Genomic DNA, 14,718 nt, shown 5'->3' with positions numbered 1-14,718 from the left:
CGAATCAATTCGCCGATACTTATATTCGAGAACACAATATGAGCGAATCCCTACATTTAGTCTGCCCACATTGCCAAGCGGTAAACCGCCTGCCGGCGGCCCGTCTGTCGCAAAGCCCAAAATGTGGACAATGCCACCAAGCCTTATTCAGCGGCCATCCTTTGGCTTTGACTGCGAAAAGCTTTGAAATACATCTGGCACGCAACGATATTCCACTCCTGGTGGATTTTTGGGCAGACTGGTGTGGACCGTGCAAAATGATGGCGCCGGCTTTTGCCCAAGCCGCGCAGGTTTTGGAACCACGGATTCGGTTGGGTAAAGTCGACACCGAAGCGGAGCAACAGCTCAGCGCCCGTTACAACATTCGCAGTATTCCGACGCTGATTTTATTTAAGAGCGGCCAAGAGTTGGCCAGACAGTCCGGCGCCTTGAGCGCACCGGACATCGTGCGCTGGGTGAATAGCCAGCTATAAGGGTTTTCGGATGTGCTATCGAGGCAGTCAATGCCCAAGCATTTTCAGTAGCGGTGGTAGTGATATGGAGAACTTTTGCCTGGCGACATCACCAATCACGCCGGTATAACTGCGCTGTAGATACAAATCCACACCGCACACCCGAGCGATCATTGAGCAGCGGCCGCTAAGCGCAAACTGCTCGCCCTGCAGCCGATAAATTAATGGTACACAGTCGTTGCGCAGTATCGGCCCCGCGACGATGAAATCAATGCGCTGATCGAACATTTCGTATTCAAGGCTTTCCGGCAACAGCGCCAGCTCCGCCAACAACACCTTGTCGTCATCGCCGATAGTGCCGTAAATACTGCAACGGCATTGACGCAAATCCATCAGTAACAGGTCTGCCAGTTTTGGCGCATTGAGCCGACCGGGCTGCTGCCCGGCCAGTTTTTCCAGTCCGTGTATCTGTCTCATAAGCTTTGCCGATGGCGTCGATGGGGCTTTGCCTTTAAAATAGCGGGCTTACACTCCACAGCAAACATGGCCGTGCGCCCCGGATAATTGATGACCGATTATAAATTAACCCATCTGAAACAGCTCGAAGCAGAAAGCATCCATATCATTCGCGAAGTGGCGGCGGAATTTGAAAAGCCTGTCATGCTGTATTCGATAGGCAAGGATTCCGCTGTGATGCTGCATCTGACTCGCAAGGCATTCTTCCCCGGCAAACCGCCGTTTCCGTTGTTGCACGTCGATACCACCTGGAAATTTCGGGAAATGATCGAGTTTCGTAACAACATGGCGAAAGATCTGGGTTGGGATTTAATCGTGCATATCAACGAAGAAGGCGTCGCCCAGGGCATAGGCCCGTTCACGCACGGCAGTAAAAAACATACCGACGTGATGAAAACCGATGCGCTGAAACAAGCCTTGAACAAATACCAGTTCGACGCGGCCTTCGGCGGTGCGCGCCGCGACGAGGAAAAATCCCGCGCCAAGGAACGGGTGTATTCATTCCGCGACAAAAACCACCGTTGGGACCCGAAAAACCAACGCCCGGAACTCTGGAACATTTATAACGGCAAAGTCGATAAAGGCGAGTCCATCCGCGTGTTCCCGCTATCCAACTGGACCGAGCTGGACATCTGGCAATACATTCACTTGGAAAACATCCCCATCGTGCCGCTGTATTTTGCCAAAGAACGGCCAGTGGTCGAAAAAGACGGCATGCTGATCATGGTCGACGACGAGCGCATGCCTATCGGCCCCAACGACAAAGTGGAAATGAAAATGGTGCGCTTCCGCACCCTGGGTTGCTATCCCTTGACCGGCGCTGTGGAATCCACAGCCACCACCTTGCCGGAAATCATCCAGGAAATGCTGCTGACCACCACTTCCGAACGCCAGGGCCGTTTGATCGACCATGATCAGGCTGGGTCTATGGAACAGAAGAAACGGGAAGGTTACTTCTAAACGCTTGTACCATTAGCGAATGAGGAAACACGAATAGTGAAGAAATTCTTGTGCTTGTTTATCCTGTTTTACTCCGCGGATAGCTTGGCCGGTGTTTACAAATGTACCGACGCTAAAGGTCATGTAGTCTATTCGGATACCGCTTGCGATCACAAAGCGGATCGCAAGACACCGGATTTAAAACCGCTCGCGGAAGTGAAAGCAGAACAGCCGCTTTCCTCAAAACTAACCGACAAAGTTAAAGGCCTTTTCGAAAGCGCCCCAAAACCAGAGCCTAACAATCCAACAACCGGCGCCACAGAGCGCAATGCACAAAACTTCGTTTGCGACGGCCGCGTCTATTGCTCGCAAATGAGATCGTGTGAAGAGGCGACGTATTTCATCAATAACTGCCCGGACACCAAAATGGACGGCAACAATGACGGTGTTCCCTGCGAAAAGCAGTGGTGCCGATAAATCATTTGAGGGGTGACCTATGCAATTACACGAAGAAATACAAGAACACCTCGCAAGACTGGAGCCCCGTCTGCAAGCCGAGGTATTGGATTTCGTCTTGTTTTTGGAACAAAAACAACAGCAAGCCTTGCCCGATAGCGTAATTAACGATGAAGACGCTTTAAAGATTCACGAGCAATTGATGAATCAATATGCCGACGCCTTTGCTAAATTAGCGCAGTAACAGCATGCCCGAGTTGTTTTTTATCTCGAAAACTTTGGCATTGACGATACATCGGCAACAGATAGAACGCTTCGGCGGCACGCAGGGCATCAGGGATGAAGCCTTGCTGGAATCGGCGCTCGGCGCAGCCCGGCAAACTTGGCACTACAACGGCGACATTTTTCAAACCGCCGCTCAATACTGCTATTCGCTGGCCAATAACCATCCGTTTCTGGACGGTAACAATCGAGCCGCTGCGGCCTGTATGCTGGTTTTTCTAGCTGCCAACCATAAACAACCGGCCATGGATAACACCCAGCTCTACGAATGGGTGATTAATGTAGCAACCCGGCAATTGAGTCGTGACGAACTAGCCGAATTATTAAAACAACATTGCAAGTAAGCGCTTTAACAGCGCGGCACCTTTTATTACAAATAAGGCATTTAGGAACCCCATGTCCCACCAATCCGACCTCATCAGCACCGACATCAACGCCTATCTGGCGCAACACGAACGTAAAGAGCTATTGCGCTTTTTAACCTGCGGCAACGTCGACGACGGCAAGAGTACTTTGATCGGCCGCTTGCTGCACGACTCGAAAATGATTTACGAAGACCAACTGGCCGCCGTGCAGGCCGACAGCGTCAAGTCCGGCACCACCGGCGCCGGCAAGATTGACTTGGCCTTGCTGGTCGACGGCTTGCAGGCCGAGCGCGAACAAGGCATCACCATCGACGTCGCCTACCGCTATTTCTCCACTTCGACGCGCAAATTCATCATCGCCGACACCCCAGGCCACGAGCAATACACCCGCAACATGGCCACCGGCGCCTCGACCTGCGACTTGGCAGTAATCTTGATCGACGCCCGTTACGGCGTGCAAACCCAAACCAAGCGCCACAGCTTCATCGCCTCCTTGCTCGGCATCAAGCACATCATCGTCGCCATCAATAAAATGGATTTGGTCGGTTACAGCGAAGAAACCTTCCACAAGATTCAGGACGATTATCTGGCGTTCATCAAATCACTGGATCTACACGATGTGCATTTCATCCCGATGTCTGCATTGGACGGCGATAACGTGGTCAACCCCAGCGCCAATATGCCCTGGTTTACCGGCATGCCGATGATGGAATTGTTGAACAGCATCGAAATTGCCAGTGACCACAACTTCGCCGACGCCCGTTTCCCGGTGCAATACGTCAACCGCCCCAACCTGGATTTTCGCGGTTTCTGCGGCACCGTCGCATCCGGCATATTTCATAAAGGTGATGCCATTACCGCGCTGCCGTCCGGCAAAACCAGCAAGATCAAATCCATCGTCACCTTCGATGGCGAGTTGGACGAAGCGTTTGCGGCGATGGCGGTCACGTTGACACTTGAAGATGAAATAGACGTCAGCCGCGGCGACATCATCCTGGGCCAGCAACAAGCCGCGCCCAGCATCGCCGACAAATTCAAAGCCACTATCGTCTGGATGACCGAGCAAGCCATGGTGCCTGGACGGCAGTATGTGATTAAGCTGGCAACGCGCAGCGTGTCCGGCTCGGTATCGATGATTCATCACCGCATCGACGTCAACACGCTGGAACACCACGATGCCAATGAGTTGAAACTGAACGAAATCGGTTCTTGCACCGTGGCAGTCAATGCGCCGGTGGTATTCGACCCATACAAACGCAATAAAACCACTGGTTCGTTCATCGTCATAGACCGACTAACCAACGTCACTGTCGGTGCCGGCATGATTACGGGCGACGCCAGCGCGGAAGACTGGTCGCCGGTGTCCGCCGCAGAGCGGGCAATTCGCTTTAGCCAAACCGCCAGCATCATCGCCTTGAGCGGTGTCACTGCCCAGCAAGTGGCTTACCAATTGGAACGCAAACTGTTCGATACCGGCCATGCTACGACGGTATTGGAACAAGCGAACGATGCGCTGGCTACCGCGATCAAAAATGCCGGTTTGTTGTGCCTGTGCCTTGATGGAAAACCGGCCGCAGCCGATTTGAGCTTTGATTGCGATCAATACAGCGTCGATGACATCTACGTTGCATTGAAAAATCGGGAAGTGATTCGTTAATGATGTATTCGCCAAGCGCTGGTCTTGGCGAAATTTAGAAAGGACGGCGAAAGTCGCCGCCCTTTTTCCAGCCGATTAGTTCAACAAATCCAGCGCTTTTGCCGCGGCTTTTTGTTTGGCTTTGCCTTTCACAGCTTTGACCGCTTCGCCGGTTGATTTGGGCGCCGCGTCGACTTTACCTTTCAACTGTTTTGCCGTTTCCTTACCAGCCTTCAGGGTTTCGGCACCTTGCTTCACTTCGGCTGGCACGGCTTGTTCCAGTTTTTGCTGAGCGGCGTCTTTAACCGCTTCCTGGGCCTGATTCTTCAATTGCCCCGGCGCATTTTCCACACCTTGCTTCACTTCTTGGGCACGCTGCAAGGCTTCGTTAGCCTGTTCTGCTCGTTGCACCGCTCCGGGCGCGACGGCAGTCGCGGTATCCTTGGCCGCTTGTTTGGCCACACCTTTCAGCACAGCCGATTGTGCAAACGCGGCGCCGGAAACCAATACTAAAGAGCTGAATAAAATTGCTTTATGTTGCATGGTGTTACCCTCGTACTTAGTTATTATCGAGATTAGACAATACTACAAGGAAACTTAACGGCGGATTAACCGCTAGCCGGCAATCCGTTTTAACGTCAAAGCCACCAACTCTTCCGCGCGCGCCATAGCGTCGGCCTCGGCGTAGCAACGCAATTCCGGCGCATTGCCGGAGGGACGCAGATGCACGATCTCGCCGTTGGCGAAGGTCAAGCGCAGGCCGTCCGTCGTATCGCGGTTAACCGGAGCCCCGAGCGTGTCGCCCCATAGCCCGCGATAAGCGGTCTCATCGGCTTGCAATCGTTCCAGCAAGGCCCGGCTATTGGCGACCGGAAACGCCTGGATGCGGTCGCTGGCAGTGTAACGTTGCGGCAAACCTTGCAGAAGCCCCGATAATTTCACCCCTTGAGTGCTCGCCATCGCCAATAAAGCCAGGGCCGGCAGCAATGAATCGCGAGTCGGCAATGGCGCCAAGGTTTTGCCGTTTACCGACAAACCGTTGCCGGCCAGGAAACCGCCGTTAGCCTCGAAGCCGGCTACGCCGCCGCTTGGCACTTGCTCCATACCGGCAATCACGTATGGCGAGCCAATCCGCGTGCGAACCACTTGCTTGAACCAGCCGGATGCTTCGATGGCAGTATTGCAGCTCACCGGCGTCACTACCGTATCGGCTCCCAAAAATTTCGCGCACAGCAAACCCACAATATCGCCGCGCAGCCATTCGCCGGTTTCGTCGCCGATCAAGGGCCGGTCGCCGTCGCCGTCGGTAGAGATCAAGGCATCCAGCTTATATTCGGCGGCCCAGTTGCGGCCGCGCTGCCGATCCGCCTCGCCGACTGCTTCGGTGTCGATAGGCACGAAAGTATCGGTGCGTTCCAGGCCAATTACCTCGGCGCCCAACTCGGCCAAAACTTCCTTCAACACATCGCGGGCGGCGCTGGAATGCTCGTAGACGCCAACCCGCCAGCCGTTTAACAAATCATCAGCGAACAAACTGGTGTAGCGTTGCCGAAATTGCGTCAGCGCCGCCGGATTAACAGCGGGCAGTTCAGCCGTCACGTCTTGCACATTCACCGTCGCACCGGTCATTGCCGCTTCGTCGGCCTTACTGATTTCACCATCGGCCCGATAAAACTTGATGCCGTTGCGGTCGAATGGAATATGACTGCCGGTGACCATGATCGCCGGCAGACCGTTGATTAACGCATACAAAGCCAGCGCCGGCGTCGGCAACACCCCGCAAAAATCCACGTCGCAACCGGCTTGGCGGATGCCGGCCACGCAAGCTTGGGCGATTTCCGGGCTGGATGGCCTTAGATCCATGCCAAGCGCGATTTTTTGGCCGGGCCGCGCCAAATTTAAACCTTGGATAAACGCCAGCGTATAAGCGGCACAGACTTCGCCGGTCATTTGGCTAACCAGGCCGCGCGCGCCGCTGGTGCCGAACGCCACGCCGCTATCGGCCATCATTTGTTGGATGTTGATTGTTGTCATGAGCAGGATCAATTGAGAGTCGATAAAATGAAAACATCGGCAAGAATGCCGCTTTAAACAGACATGATAGAGAAAAGCTGGCGTTCGGCAACCCGAATCTTCGCCTTAACAGGACAAGCTCACTGCGGCGAGCAATGCATCCGCCGAATAAAATCCTGCAAGGTTTGGCCGGCGTCGTCGGTAAACACTTCGTCCAGCACCTGCGCCCGCAGGATGCGATCCAACCGAAAATTACGAAAATCGCCGCGCAGTTCGCACCAACCCACCAAGGTCCAGACGTTGCCCCAAAAATACAGGCCCAGCGGCCTGATTCGCCGCTGGCTGAAGGTACCGTCCGCGCGGCGGTAATCCATGGACAGCAAGCGCTTACCGTCCAGCGCCTTGCGGCAAATATCCATGGTCACATCCAAGTCTTCGCGTTGCGAAAAACGTAGCGCGAATAACTTGCTCCGCTCCAGCTGCTCGCGCAACTCGGCCGGCACCACTGCCGCGACCTTATCCAGCACCGACTGCGCGGAATGCCCCAGCTCCTTGCCGGCCCAGGTTTTCACCATCCGCGCGCCGATGACCAAGGCTTCCAGTTCGGCAGCGCTGAACATAATGGGCGGAATATCCAGACTATGACGCAGCATGTAACCGACGCCGGCCTCGCCTTCGATAGGAATACCGGACAGGCTTAAAACCTGAATGTCTCGATAGATGGTGCGCTCGGATACTTCCAGACGTTCGGCGAGCGCCTTGGCGGTAACCAGCCTTCGGTTACGCAGGATTTGGACGATTTGAAATAGGCGATCAGCGCGGCGCATTTGCGGAACGGGCAGTTAGGATTGAGACTGCCCGCTGTTTTAATTGCCGTTAAGCTTGGGAATACAGGCCAACCCGGTTACCTTCGCTGTCGAGTAGCATCGCAAAGTAACCACATTCGCCGTCGTGGATGGGGGTTTTCGGCATCAACACGCTGCCGCCGTTTGCTTCCACCTTGGCCAGCGGCTCGTTCAAGTCGGCACCACCATTGAAATAGACTACCGCACCGGTCGCGCTAGGTTGATAGTGTTCGCCCAATATCAACATACCGCTAACCGCGCCTTCTTCAGCGTCGAAAATCGCCATTTGATAGCCGCTCATTTCCTCTTCCTTGAACGATGCATTCAAAATGCTGCGGTAAAAACCCTGCGCGCGCGGCATATCGACGACGGGTAATTCAAACCAGGTTGCGACGTTGTTGATCATGATGTTGTCCTCGTTGTGGTTAAAAGAGCCGTCATCCTAAAACAGCCCTCCTGACAGCGTTATGTCAGCAATGTTTTGAGCCTTAGCGCCGACCACCCAATAACGATCCCAACACGCCGCGAATGATTTGCTTACCCACTTCCTGGCCGATGCTGCGCGCCGCGCTTTTGGCGGCCGCTTCCAGCACGCTTTGTCCGCCGCTGCGGCCGCGCCGGGATTTGGTAGCGGCACCGACGCCGCCCAATAGCACTTCGCCCCAATTGAAACCGGATCCGGAATCGCCGCTTTCGCTAGCAGATTCGAGCGGCACGACTTTTTCGGCGCGGCCTTTGAGAATTTCGTAGGCCGATTCGCGATCAACCTGTTTTTCGTAATGGCCGGCGATGACGGAAGTATTGATCGATTCCTGGCGTTCGGCATCGCTGACCGCGCCGACATGAGAGCTTGGCGGCTTGATCATGGCCCGCTGTACCGGCAAGGGCGTGCCTTTTTCATCCAGAAAAGATACCAAAGCTTCGCCGACACCGAGCTCGGTGATTGCAGTTTCGACATCCACACCCGGATTGGCTCTAAAGGTTTCCGCCGCCGCTTTCACGGCTTTTTGATCGCGCGGGGTAAACGCCCGCAAGGCGTGCTGCACCCGATTGCCGAGCTGGCCCAAGATCACGTCCGGAATATCCAACGGATTTTGACTGACAAAATACACGCCCACGCCTTTGGAACGAATCAAACGCACTACTTGCTCGATTTTTTGCAGCAGCGCGGACGGCGCGTCGTTAAACAGCAAATGCGCTTCGTCGAAGAAAAATACCAATTTAGGTTTATCCAGATCGCCGGCTTCCGGCAGATTTTCGAATAACTCGGACAGCAGCCACAATAACAAGGTGGCGTAGACGCGCGGCGAGTTGTAGAGCGTGTCGGCCGCCAGAATATTGATCACGCCCCGGCCGCCGTCGGTTTGCAGAAAGTCGTTAAAGTCCAAAGCCGGCTCGCCGAACAGATTCTCGCCGCCTTCGTGTTCCAGTTGCAACAAGCCGCGCTGGATCGCGCCGACGCTGGCCGCCGAGATGCTGCCGTATTCGCCGGACAACTCAGAGGCATTTTCCGAGGCGTATTGCAGCAAGGCCCGCAGATCTTTCAAGTCCAGCAATAACCAGCCGTTGTCGTCGGCGATTTTAAAGGCTGCGGTAAGCACGCCGCTTTGCACCTCGTTCAAATCCAGCATCCGTGCCAACAATAACGGCCCCATTTCCGACACCGTCGAGCGCAAGGGATGGCCTTTTTTCCCCAACACATCCCAAAACAACGTCGGCATCGCCGCATAGTCGGCGGCTAACCCCAACTCAGCCAGCCGCGCCTCGACTTTGGCATTGCCGCCCCCCGTCCTGCTGATGCCGGATAAATCGCCCTTCACATCGGCCATGAATACCGGCACGCCGATTTGCGAAAAAGCCTCGGCCAAGGTTTGCAAGGTGATGGTTTTGCCGGTACCGGTCGCGCCGGCTATCAAGCCGTGGCGGTTAGCCATGCTCGGCAGCAGACACAGTTCGGCAGTCTGGGATTTGGCAATCAGCAAGGGTTCGGTCATGGGCGTTTCCTGAAAAAAGCGACAAGGATAAAAAGGTCGCGCCACCATACCATGACCTGAATTGTTAGGTATAGGTTGGCATTATGTTCCGCCGCTGAAGCAGTTTGGTATCCGTAAAACAGAGGCCAGCCCCAGGCTTTCAGTATCGCCATCTATCAATGGGCAGAATACCTTTGTAATACATTTCTTCAAACCTTCACGGACCGGTAACTGTTTTGACTTAGACAATTCGTACGATTGCGCACCGACCGGAACTCTGCTAGGTCGCTGAGACAGAACTCACAGGAAGAAGCCTATAACTTTGTTTTTATTCGAGCTTATCTCGACCAAAGACGGGTAGCAGGTAGCTGGCAATGGACGCGGCAACGCATTAGACAAACCCCAAACATAATGCGGCCAGCAAACTTTAACCCGCTTCGATAAGCCGATAGGTAAAGCTATTGTGGCGGCTCGTTACCTTGTCTATTCATGAATTATTTAGAGATCCTATGAAAATCAAGACTTTGTTCCTGGCAAGCGCCGGGGTTATTTCAATGTTAAGCGGACATGCCTCGGCGGCATTAATTTCGTTGGACGGCAACGGCTTTACGGCCATCTATGACGATACGAATCTGGGCTTGTTTGGCGCGCCGACTTTATCGGGCGACGGCAAGAGCGTTTTATTCTCGCCGTTAAATTTTAAAGCCCAAGCAACCGGTACTCAGGGCACGGTCTTCGCCAACAGCAATGTGCAGTTCGATATTAGACCCGATGCGGATCTAAGTTTAAGCAGCGTAAGCCTGGTGGAAAACGGTGATTACCGCCTGGTCAATCGCTCCGGTAGCGTCACCCTGGCACCTTCGGTCGATGCTTCCGGTCAATTGCGTTTAACCAATCTGTGGAATGGCGTGGATCATATCGCGACCAATTTTTCCGCCGGTCCGTTGACAGACTCATGCGCCACATCGTCCGGCTGCCCGCTAAGCACTTGGTCGGCTGCCGCAACACTGGATACGCCTGTCGCATGGGGTAACGCGGATGTGCGTGTCAGGATTCAAAACGACTTGACCGCCGAAGCTTTCAATGTGGGTGATTCTGCATTGATCGAGAAAAAACAGTCATCACAAAGCCTGGTATTTACACCGTTTATTGAAGGCGGAACTACCGCAGTGCCTGTTCCCGGTGCGGTTTGGTTATTTGGCTCGGCATTGGCTGGCCTGATGGGTTTGCGTCGCAAAACAATCGCTTAATACAGTATTGCTACACCCCAGCTTAACGCTGCCTAAAACGGCGTGTCGGGCCAGCTAAAAAAACGTTAACAATAGACACGGATGTCGCCTTAAGATTTCTCCACAAGCAGCCGCCAGCCTTGTAACTGCTTCGTCTAAAGCCCCTTGCGAAAGCGGGCGCGGCATTCGCCGGTAGCACGGTCCTACGGAGCAGGAAAGGGAACTACAATAGCTTGAGAATATCTGTTTCCAGATCGGGATACGCGCCAAACCTGCATTGAACCAGCAAGCCTGCTCTATCAACCAGAATATAAGACGGGGTACCCTGTAACTGGAAAAACTCGAAGGTTTCGGCATGATAATCCAGGGTTTGTAAATATTGTTTTACCTGCGCTCGCACATGCGGTTGGCGTAAGCCGATGTCTTGTTCCAAATCGCTCAAGCGTTGGCTGATAAAAGCGTCAATTTCGCTTTCGATACTGCCGAATTCGCGCTTGGTCAATCTATCCATGGCTACCGGAAAATCAATACGATACGGCAACTTGCCGTCCTGTAGCAGTCCTCGTTCCGTTAAAACCCGCAAGGTTTCGCCGATCACCTCACCGGTCTCAACCAAACATTTTAGATTTTGCAGATTATTTTTATCGAAGTCTTCAAAGGCGGTGGCCAGCCCCAGTACGGTCAAACCGCGCTCGGCATAACGTTGTTTTAACGCCAACACCTGCGGCAGACATGACAAGAAACAGCCGGGACAGTTGACTTGAAACACCGCCACCAACACGACTTGTCCAAGCAATTGTTCGAAATTGACAGGCTGTCCCTGCACCCAGTCGGAAACCGATAGGGGCGGTACTTTTTGACCAATCATTACCGTTTTCATATCGCTCTCCCCCGATAGCTTTAACCAAGTCCCGACCAAATTTATGTTGCTCAGCGTCCGTCAACCAACATCATTAGCTTACCGAACGCCTTGTGCCAACCGGAAGAATTTAACTGAAAACTCCCTGCGGAATCCACACCCGCGGCACCATAGCTGCAACGCCGGATAAGCTCGTCGGCGTAATGGTGAGGACTAATCCCGAAAGTTATTGAATTGCAAAGGCTGCTCCAAATCTTCCGTGCGCAACATTTGAATGACTTCCTGCAAATCGTCGCGCTTTTTACCGGTCACGCGCACCTTATCGCCATTGATCGCGGCCTGCACTTTGAGCTTTTTATCTTTGATCAGCTTGACGATTTTTTTCGCCAGATCGCTACCCACACCCTGCTTCAAGGTGATGGATTGCTGAGCGGTTTTGCCGGTATCCTGAATCTTGCCGCTTTCCAAACTGGAAATATCGATACCGCGTTTACCCATTTTGGCATACAAAATCGGTAACATTTGTTGCAGTTGAAAGGTCGATTCGGCTTTCATCAGGATACTGTCTTCCTGCTGCTCGAAACAGGCATTCGAGCCTTTGAAATCAAAACGGGTGGAGACTTCTTTATTGGCCTGGTCCACTGCGTTGGTTACTTCGTGGCTGTCGAGTTCTGAAACGATGTCGAATGATGGCATAGCATTGATTTACAAGTATAAAAGTGGGGCAACTATAACGGCCTTAGCGGCTTTATTCAACTGCTATATGAGCGCCCAATGTCGATTGATGGCGCGTAAAGCCCACTTGTCGGTGGCCGGTTTAGCGGGTATCTTTAACTAACGCCGACGGAGATACCGATGAAAAACCCGACCACATTCACACTTACCCTGATCGCCTGCCTCAGCCTGCCGATAATGTCCGGTTGCGGCCAGGACCAAGCAAAATCAAGCACTTCAGGCAAAGCCGCGGTCAAACAAACCCTGCGAACCACATCATTGCTCGGTGCAGTCAGCGACAACGCCGGACCGCTCAAAACCGGCACCGTCAGCTTACTGTCCGAAACCGGAAAAACGCTTGCCAGTACCGAGCTCAACAATAGCCAGCGCTATGAAATTCAAGTACCCGCCGGCACCGAGCTTCCGGTCGTTCTCAGTTACACGACCGCCCCCAACGCGCCGAAAGACGCGCAATTAATCAGCGTGGTGATCCATCCCGACGCCAGCAAATACGACATCAACCCCACGACCACCGCCATCGCCAAACAAGCCAAGGCCATGGGCGGTTATACCCATAACAATATGGTGCAAGCAGCGGAAAGTACCGCGCATGTGCCGGACGCCAACAAGACCACAGCCGGTTTTCGCGGTGACCCGACAACGCAATACGGTGGCTGGCATTAGTCCGTGCTTGGACAATCGAATGCTTTCCGGCAAAAGCACTTATCCGCCGCTCAGTGCCTGAAAAATATAGACAACCCCAAGCTCCGGGACCCGATCCGAAAGCGTCTTTCTGTGGACCACAATCGTATCGTCAACGCTAAGATAAACATGGCGGCGTAGCGCCCCGCGTTCATCCAGTATGTAATCGGTGAATCCCGGAGCAAGCTGGTTGACGGCTTGCAAAACCTCGGCCACCGAGCCGGCCGGCACCGTAATGTCGCGCTCCTCCAGCGCCGGAAAGAACCGGTAAAGGTGCGAAGTCATTTTCACAGTCGGCATGGCGGCTAACCGAAACGTACCGAATAGACCGGCGGAAAATGGTTACCCAGACACTGCCAGGTCTCGCCCCGGTCTTCCGACAAATAGACGTTGCCGGTGGTACTGCCAAAACACAGGCAATCGCCGGCAATATCAAGCCCATGCCGCAGGACAATATCGTAAGCATGCTCCTGCGGCAGACCGGCGCGAAACGCTTGCCAAGTCTGCCCGCCATCTGTGGTCCGGGCCACGCACAAACCACCACCAATCGCCATGCGTTCCGAATCCGCTCGGGCAGGCACGACCCACGCGGTCCGGCCATCGCGCGCATCGACGGCAATCGGAAAACCAAAATGTACGCCGGCATCCGGCACACTGACCTTGCGCCAATGTCGCGCACCATCATCACTATAAAACACCCCGCAATGATTTTGCTGCCAAAGGTGATCCGGTTGCCCTGTGCAGTTGGTCATAAAATGCGGATCATGCCCCCAATCCGCCGCCGGATTCGGCAGATAGTCCATCAACAAGCCGCTATTTCGACCTTGCCAAGTCTGGCCGCCGTCCGCGGTTTCCAGTACGCCAGCCGACGATACGGCGACATGGATCCGATTCGGATCGCGCGGATCAACAACGACGGAATGAATGCCCGGTTCGAATACGCCGTAATCGATACTGGCCGGGGTGCCACCCCAGCGATTCTTACTGGTCGCCTCGCCGGCAAACAAATCGCCGCCTCGGCTCTCGTGATTCCACAACGGCCGGTTTAGCGTCCAGCTGTCGCCGCCATCGTTGCTGGCAAAGAGCCCGCCGGGAATGGTGCCGGCGTAAATCCTGCCGGGTTGTTCGGCACTGCCGAAGGCCAGATGCCAGATCTTGTACACCGTGGCATCCTGATACTCGGCCTGTCTAACCGGGGCCTCAGGATCGAAATCCGGCGTTGGGAGGTACTTGACGATGTAGCGCGCGCCTTCCGGATACTTTAACGACGACACATCTTCCCAGGTCTCGCCGCCATCGCGCGACCGCGACAGCTTCGGCCCCCAATGACCATGATCCAGCGAATCCCACAAGTTGCCGTCGCGCGGATCGCGCGCGGCGTAGCAGACCGGAATGCCGGCGTGAGCGATGGGACGCGGACGCCAAGCGCTTTTCGTCCGATCAAATATGACCGTACCCTTGCGGGTACCCAAAATAAGCATATCGGACATGGCTATACCTCTTTTTGCAACTATAGAAAAGCAGGTGCTGCTGATCGGAAAACGGGCATATCAATCCAGCCAGTCCGAGCCTGATCGAACACGGTATGACCAACACAATAAATAAGCCTAATGCGCTTTCGCAAGACTTTAACCCGATTATTATTGTCAGGCCAAAATGATTAATTTTCGAGCAAACGCCTTGGGCTGATATTCTGGACCGACAAACCGAAACCGCGAACAACGGCTCATCTCTTTG

Annotated in this window: 18 protein-coding genes; 8 read left to right on the top strand and 10 right to left on the bottom strand. The window is 54.1% G+C overall.

Going from position 1 to position 14,718, the window contains the following annotated elements; genetic code table 11:
* Positions 1–38: 38 nt before the first annotated feature.
* A complete protein-coding gene (gene trxC / locus JL719_RS03700) occupies positions 39–473 on the top strand; it encodes a thioredoxin TrxC (protein ID WP_033156037.1) in 435 nt (144 codons plus the stop codon).
* Between the two features lie 27 nt (positions 474–500).
* Here the strand turns inward: trxC and JL719_RS03695 are convergent, their stop codons facing one another.
* The gene (locus JL719_RS03695; protein WP_033156036.1) at positions 501–929 is read right to left on the bottom strand and encodes a hypothetical protein; all 429 of its coding nucleotides are present in this window, start codon (positions 927–929) and stop codon (positions 501–503) included.
* A 90-nt stretch (positions 930–1,019) separates the two neighbouring features.
* On the opposite strand from JL719_RS03695, the gene cysD reads away from it, so the two are divergent.
* From cysD to cysN, 5 genes are read left to right on the top strand one after another with little or no spacing between them, the layout of a single operon-like run.
* On the top strand, positions 1,020–1,928 hold the full coding sequence (gene cysD, locus JL719_RS03690; protein WP_033156035.1) for a sulfate adenylyltransferase subunit CysD: 909 nt from the start codon (positions 1,020–1,022) through the stop codon (positions 1,926–1,928).
* A gap of 36 nt (positions 1,929–1,964) precedes the next feature.
* Positions 1,965–2,384, top strand: coding sequence for a DUF4124 domain-containing protein (locus JL719_RS03685; RefSeq protein WP_051669815.1), 420 nt, complete (start codon positions 1,965–1,967; stop codon positions 2,382–2,384).
* A 19-nt stretch (positions 2,385–2,403) separates the two neighbouring features.
* Entirely contained in the window at positions 2,404–2,607 is a 204-nt protein-coding gene (locus tag JL719_RS03680) for a hypothetical protein (protein WP_033156033.1), read from the top strand.
* 4 nt (positions 2,608–2,611) lie between these two features.
* Positions 2,612–2,989 carry a type II toxin-antitoxin system death-on-curing family toxin gene (locus JL719_RS03675; protein WP_033156032.1) on the top strand — a complete coding sequence of 126 codons (378 nt, stop codon included), beginning with the start codon at positions 2,612–2,614 and terminating at the stop codon, positions 2,987–2,989.
* A gap of 52 nt (positions 2,990–3,041) precedes the next feature.
* Positions 3,042–4,667 carry a sulfate adenylyltransferase subunit CysN gene (gene cysN, locus JL719_RS03670; protein WP_033156031.1) on the top strand — a complete coding sequence of 542 codons (1,626 nt, stop codon included), beginning with the start codon at positions 3,042–3,044 and terminating at the stop codon, positions 4,665–4,667.
* A 75-nt stretch (positions 4,668–4,742) separates the two neighbouring features.
* On the opposite strand, the gene JL719_RS03665 is transcribed toward cysN, so the two are convergent.
* The 5 genes from JL719_RS03665 to JL719_RS03645 form a co-directional block, all read right to left on the bottom strand.
* Positions 4,743–5,189, bottom strand: coding sequence for a hypothetical protein (locus JL719_RS03665; protein ID WP_033156030.1), 447 nt, complete (start codon positions 5,187–5,189; stop codon positions 4,743–4,745).
* A gap of 72 nt (positions 5,190–5,261) precedes the next feature.
* Positions 5,262–6,680, bottom strand: a complete 1,419-nt coding sequence (locus JL719_RS03660) for a phosphomannomutase (RefSeq protein WP_033156029.1) — start codon at positions 6,678–6,680, stop codon at positions 5,262–5,264.
* Between the two features lie 119 nt (positions 6,681–6,799).
* Entirely contained in the window at positions 6,800–7,486 is a 687-nt protein-coding gene (locus JL719_RS03655) for a helix-turn-helix transcriptional regulator (protein ID WP_033156028.1), read from the bottom strand.
* A 49-nt stretch (positions 7,487–7,535) separates the two neighbouring features.
* A complete protein-coding gene (locus tag JL719_RS03650) occupies positions 7,536–7,910 on the bottom strand; it encodes a VOC family protein (RefSeq protein ID WP_033156027.1) in 375 nt (124 codons plus the stop codon).
* An 82-nt stretch (positions 7,911–7,992) separates the two neighbouring features.
* The gene (locus JL719_RS03645) at positions 7,993–9,498 is read right to left on the bottom strand and encodes a helicase HerA-like domain-containing protein (protein WP_033156026.1); all 1,506 of its coding nucleotides are present in this window, start codon (positions 9,496–9,498) and stop codon (positions 7,993–7,995) included.
* A gap of 488 nt (positions 9,499–9,986) precedes the next feature.
* On the opposite strand from JL719_RS03645, the gene JL719_RS23975 reads away from it, so the two are divergent.
* Positions 9,987–10,727 (top strand): hypothetical protein, encoded by a 741-nt coding sequence (locus JL719_RS23975; RefSeq protein WP_033156025.1) that lies wholly within the window; start codon positions 9,987–9,989, stop codon positions 10,725–10,727.
* Between the two features lie 202 nt (positions 10,728–10,929).
* Here JL719_RS23975 and JL719_RS03635 read toward each other — a convergent pair whose 3' ends face one another.
* Both JL719_RS03635 and JL719_RS03630 read right to left on the bottom strand, forming a co-directional pair.
* Entirely contained in the window at positions 10,930–11,586 is a 657-nt protein-coding gene (locus JL719_RS03635) for a thioredoxin domain-containing protein (protein WP_033156024.1), read from the bottom strand.
* A 192-nt stretch (positions 11,587–11,778) separates the two neighbouring features.
* Positions 11,779–12,261, bottom strand: a complete 483-nt coding sequence (locus JL719_RS03630; protein ID WP_033156023.1) for a YajQ family cyclic di-GMP-binding protein — start codon at positions 12,259–12,261, stop codon at positions 11,779–11,781.
* Between the two features lie 159 nt (positions 12,262–12,420).
* Here JL719_RS03630 and JL719_RS03625 point away from each other — a divergent pair, with 159 nt between their 5' ends.
* Positions 12,421–12,963: a hypothetical protein gene (locus JL719_RS03625; RefSeq protein ID WP_033156022.1), complete on the top strand. Its 543-nt coding sequence runs from the start codon at positions 12,421–12,423 to the stop codon at positions 12,961–12,963.
* A gap of 39 nt (positions 12,964–13,002) precedes the next feature.
* Here the strand turns inward: JL719_RS03625 and JL719_RS03620 are convergent, their stop codons facing one another.
* Both JL719_RS03620 and JL719_RS03615 read right to left on the bottom strand, forming a co-directional pair.
* Positions 13,003–13,281, bottom strand: coding sequence for a ubiquitin family protein (locus JL719_RS03620; protein ID WP_033156021.1), 279 nt, complete (start codon positions 13,279–13,281; stop codon positions 13,003–13,005).
* Between the two features lie 5 nt (positions 13,282–13,286).
* Positions 13,287–14,471 (bottom strand): WD40/YVTN/BNR-like repeat-containing protein, encoded by a 1,185-nt coding sequence (locus tag JL719_RS03615; RefSeq protein ID WP_033156020.1) that lies wholly within the window; start codon positions 14,469–14,471, stop codon positions 13,287–13,289.
* Positions 14,472–14,718: the final 247 nt, after the last annotated feature.

The organism is Methylomonas sp. LW13 (genome assembly GCF_016865255.1).
Lineage (GTDB): Bacteria > Pseudomonadota > Gammaproteobacteria > Methylococcales > Methylomonadaceae > Methylomonas.
Note: the sequence above shows the minus strand (reverse complement) of the source record. Positions and strands in the feature narration are given on the sequence as shown.

What these genes read in the sequence shown, in the direction of transcription:
- trxC (WP_033156037.1), top strand. Translation starts at nt 39, where the DNA reads ATGAGCGAATCCCTACATTTAGTCTGCCCACATTGCCAAGCGGTAAAC.
- JL719_RS03695 (WP_033156036.1), bottom strand. Translation starts at nt 929, where the DNA reads ATGAGACAGATACACGGACTGGAAAAACTGGCCGGGCAGCAGCCCGGT.
- cysD (WP_033156035.1), top strand. Translation starts at nt 1,020, where the DNA reads ATGACCGATTATAAATTAACCCATCTGAAACAGCTCGAAGCAGAAAGC.
- JL719_RS03680 (WP_033156033.1), top strand. Translation starts at nt 2,404, where the DNA reads ATGCAATTACACGAAGAAATACAAGAACACCTCGCAAGACTGGAGCCC.
- JL719_RS03675 (WP_033156032.1), top strand. Translation starts at nt 2,612, where the DNA reads ATGCCCGAGTTGTTTTTTATCTCGAAAACTTTGGCATTGACGATACAT.
- cysN (WP_033156031.1), top strand. Translation starts at nt 3,042, where the DNA reads ATGTCCCACCAATCCGACCTCATCAGCACCGACATCAACGCCTATCTG.
- JL719_RS03665 (WP_033156030.1), bottom strand. Translation starts at nt 5,189, where the DNA reads ATGCAACATAAAGCAATTTTATTCAGCTCTTTAGTATTGGTTTCCGGC.
- JL719_RS03660 (WP_033156029.1), bottom strand. Translation starts at nt 6,680, where the DNA reads ATGACAACAATCAACATCCAACAAATGATGGCCGATAGCGGCGTGGCG.
- JL719_RS03655 (WP_033156028.1), bottom strand. Translation starts at nt 7,486, where the DNA reads ATGCGCCGCGCTGATCGCCTATTTCAAATCGTCCAAATCCTGCGTAAC.
- JL719_RS03650 (WP_033156027.1), bottom strand. Translation starts at nt 7,910, where the DNA reads ATGATCAACAACGTCGCAACCTGGTTTGAATTACCCGTCGTCGATATG.
- JL719_RS03645 (WP_033156026.1), bottom strand. Translation starts at nt 9,498, where the DNA reads ATGACCGAACCCTTGCTGATTGCCAAATCCCAGACTGCCGAACTGTGT.
- JL719_RS23975 (WP_033156025.1), top strand. Translation starts at nt 9,987, where the DNA reads ATGAAAATCAAGACTTTGTTCCTGGCAAGCGCCGGGGTTATTTCAATG.
- JL719_RS03635 (WP_033156024.1), bottom strand. Translation starts at nt 11,586, where the DNA reads ATGAAAACGGTAATGATTGGTCAAAAAGTACCGCCCCTATCGGTTTCC.
- JL719_RS03630 (WP_033156023.1), bottom strand. Translation starts at nt 12,261, where the DNA reads ATGCCATCATTCGACATCGTTTCAGAACTCGACAGCCACGAAGTAACC.
- JL719_RS03625 (WP_033156022.1), top strand. Translation starts at nt 12,421, where the DNA reads ATGAAAAACCCGACCACATTCACACTTACCCTGATCGCCTGCCTCAGC.
- JL719_RS03620 (WP_033156021.1), bottom strand. Translation starts at nt 13,281, where the DNA reads ATGCCGACTGTGAAAATGACTTCGCACCTTTACCGGTTCTTTCCGGCG.
- JL719_RS03615 (WP_033156020.1), bottom strand. Translation starts at nt 14,471, where the DNA reads ATGTCCGATATGCTTATTTTGGGTACCCGCAAGGGTACGGTCATATTT.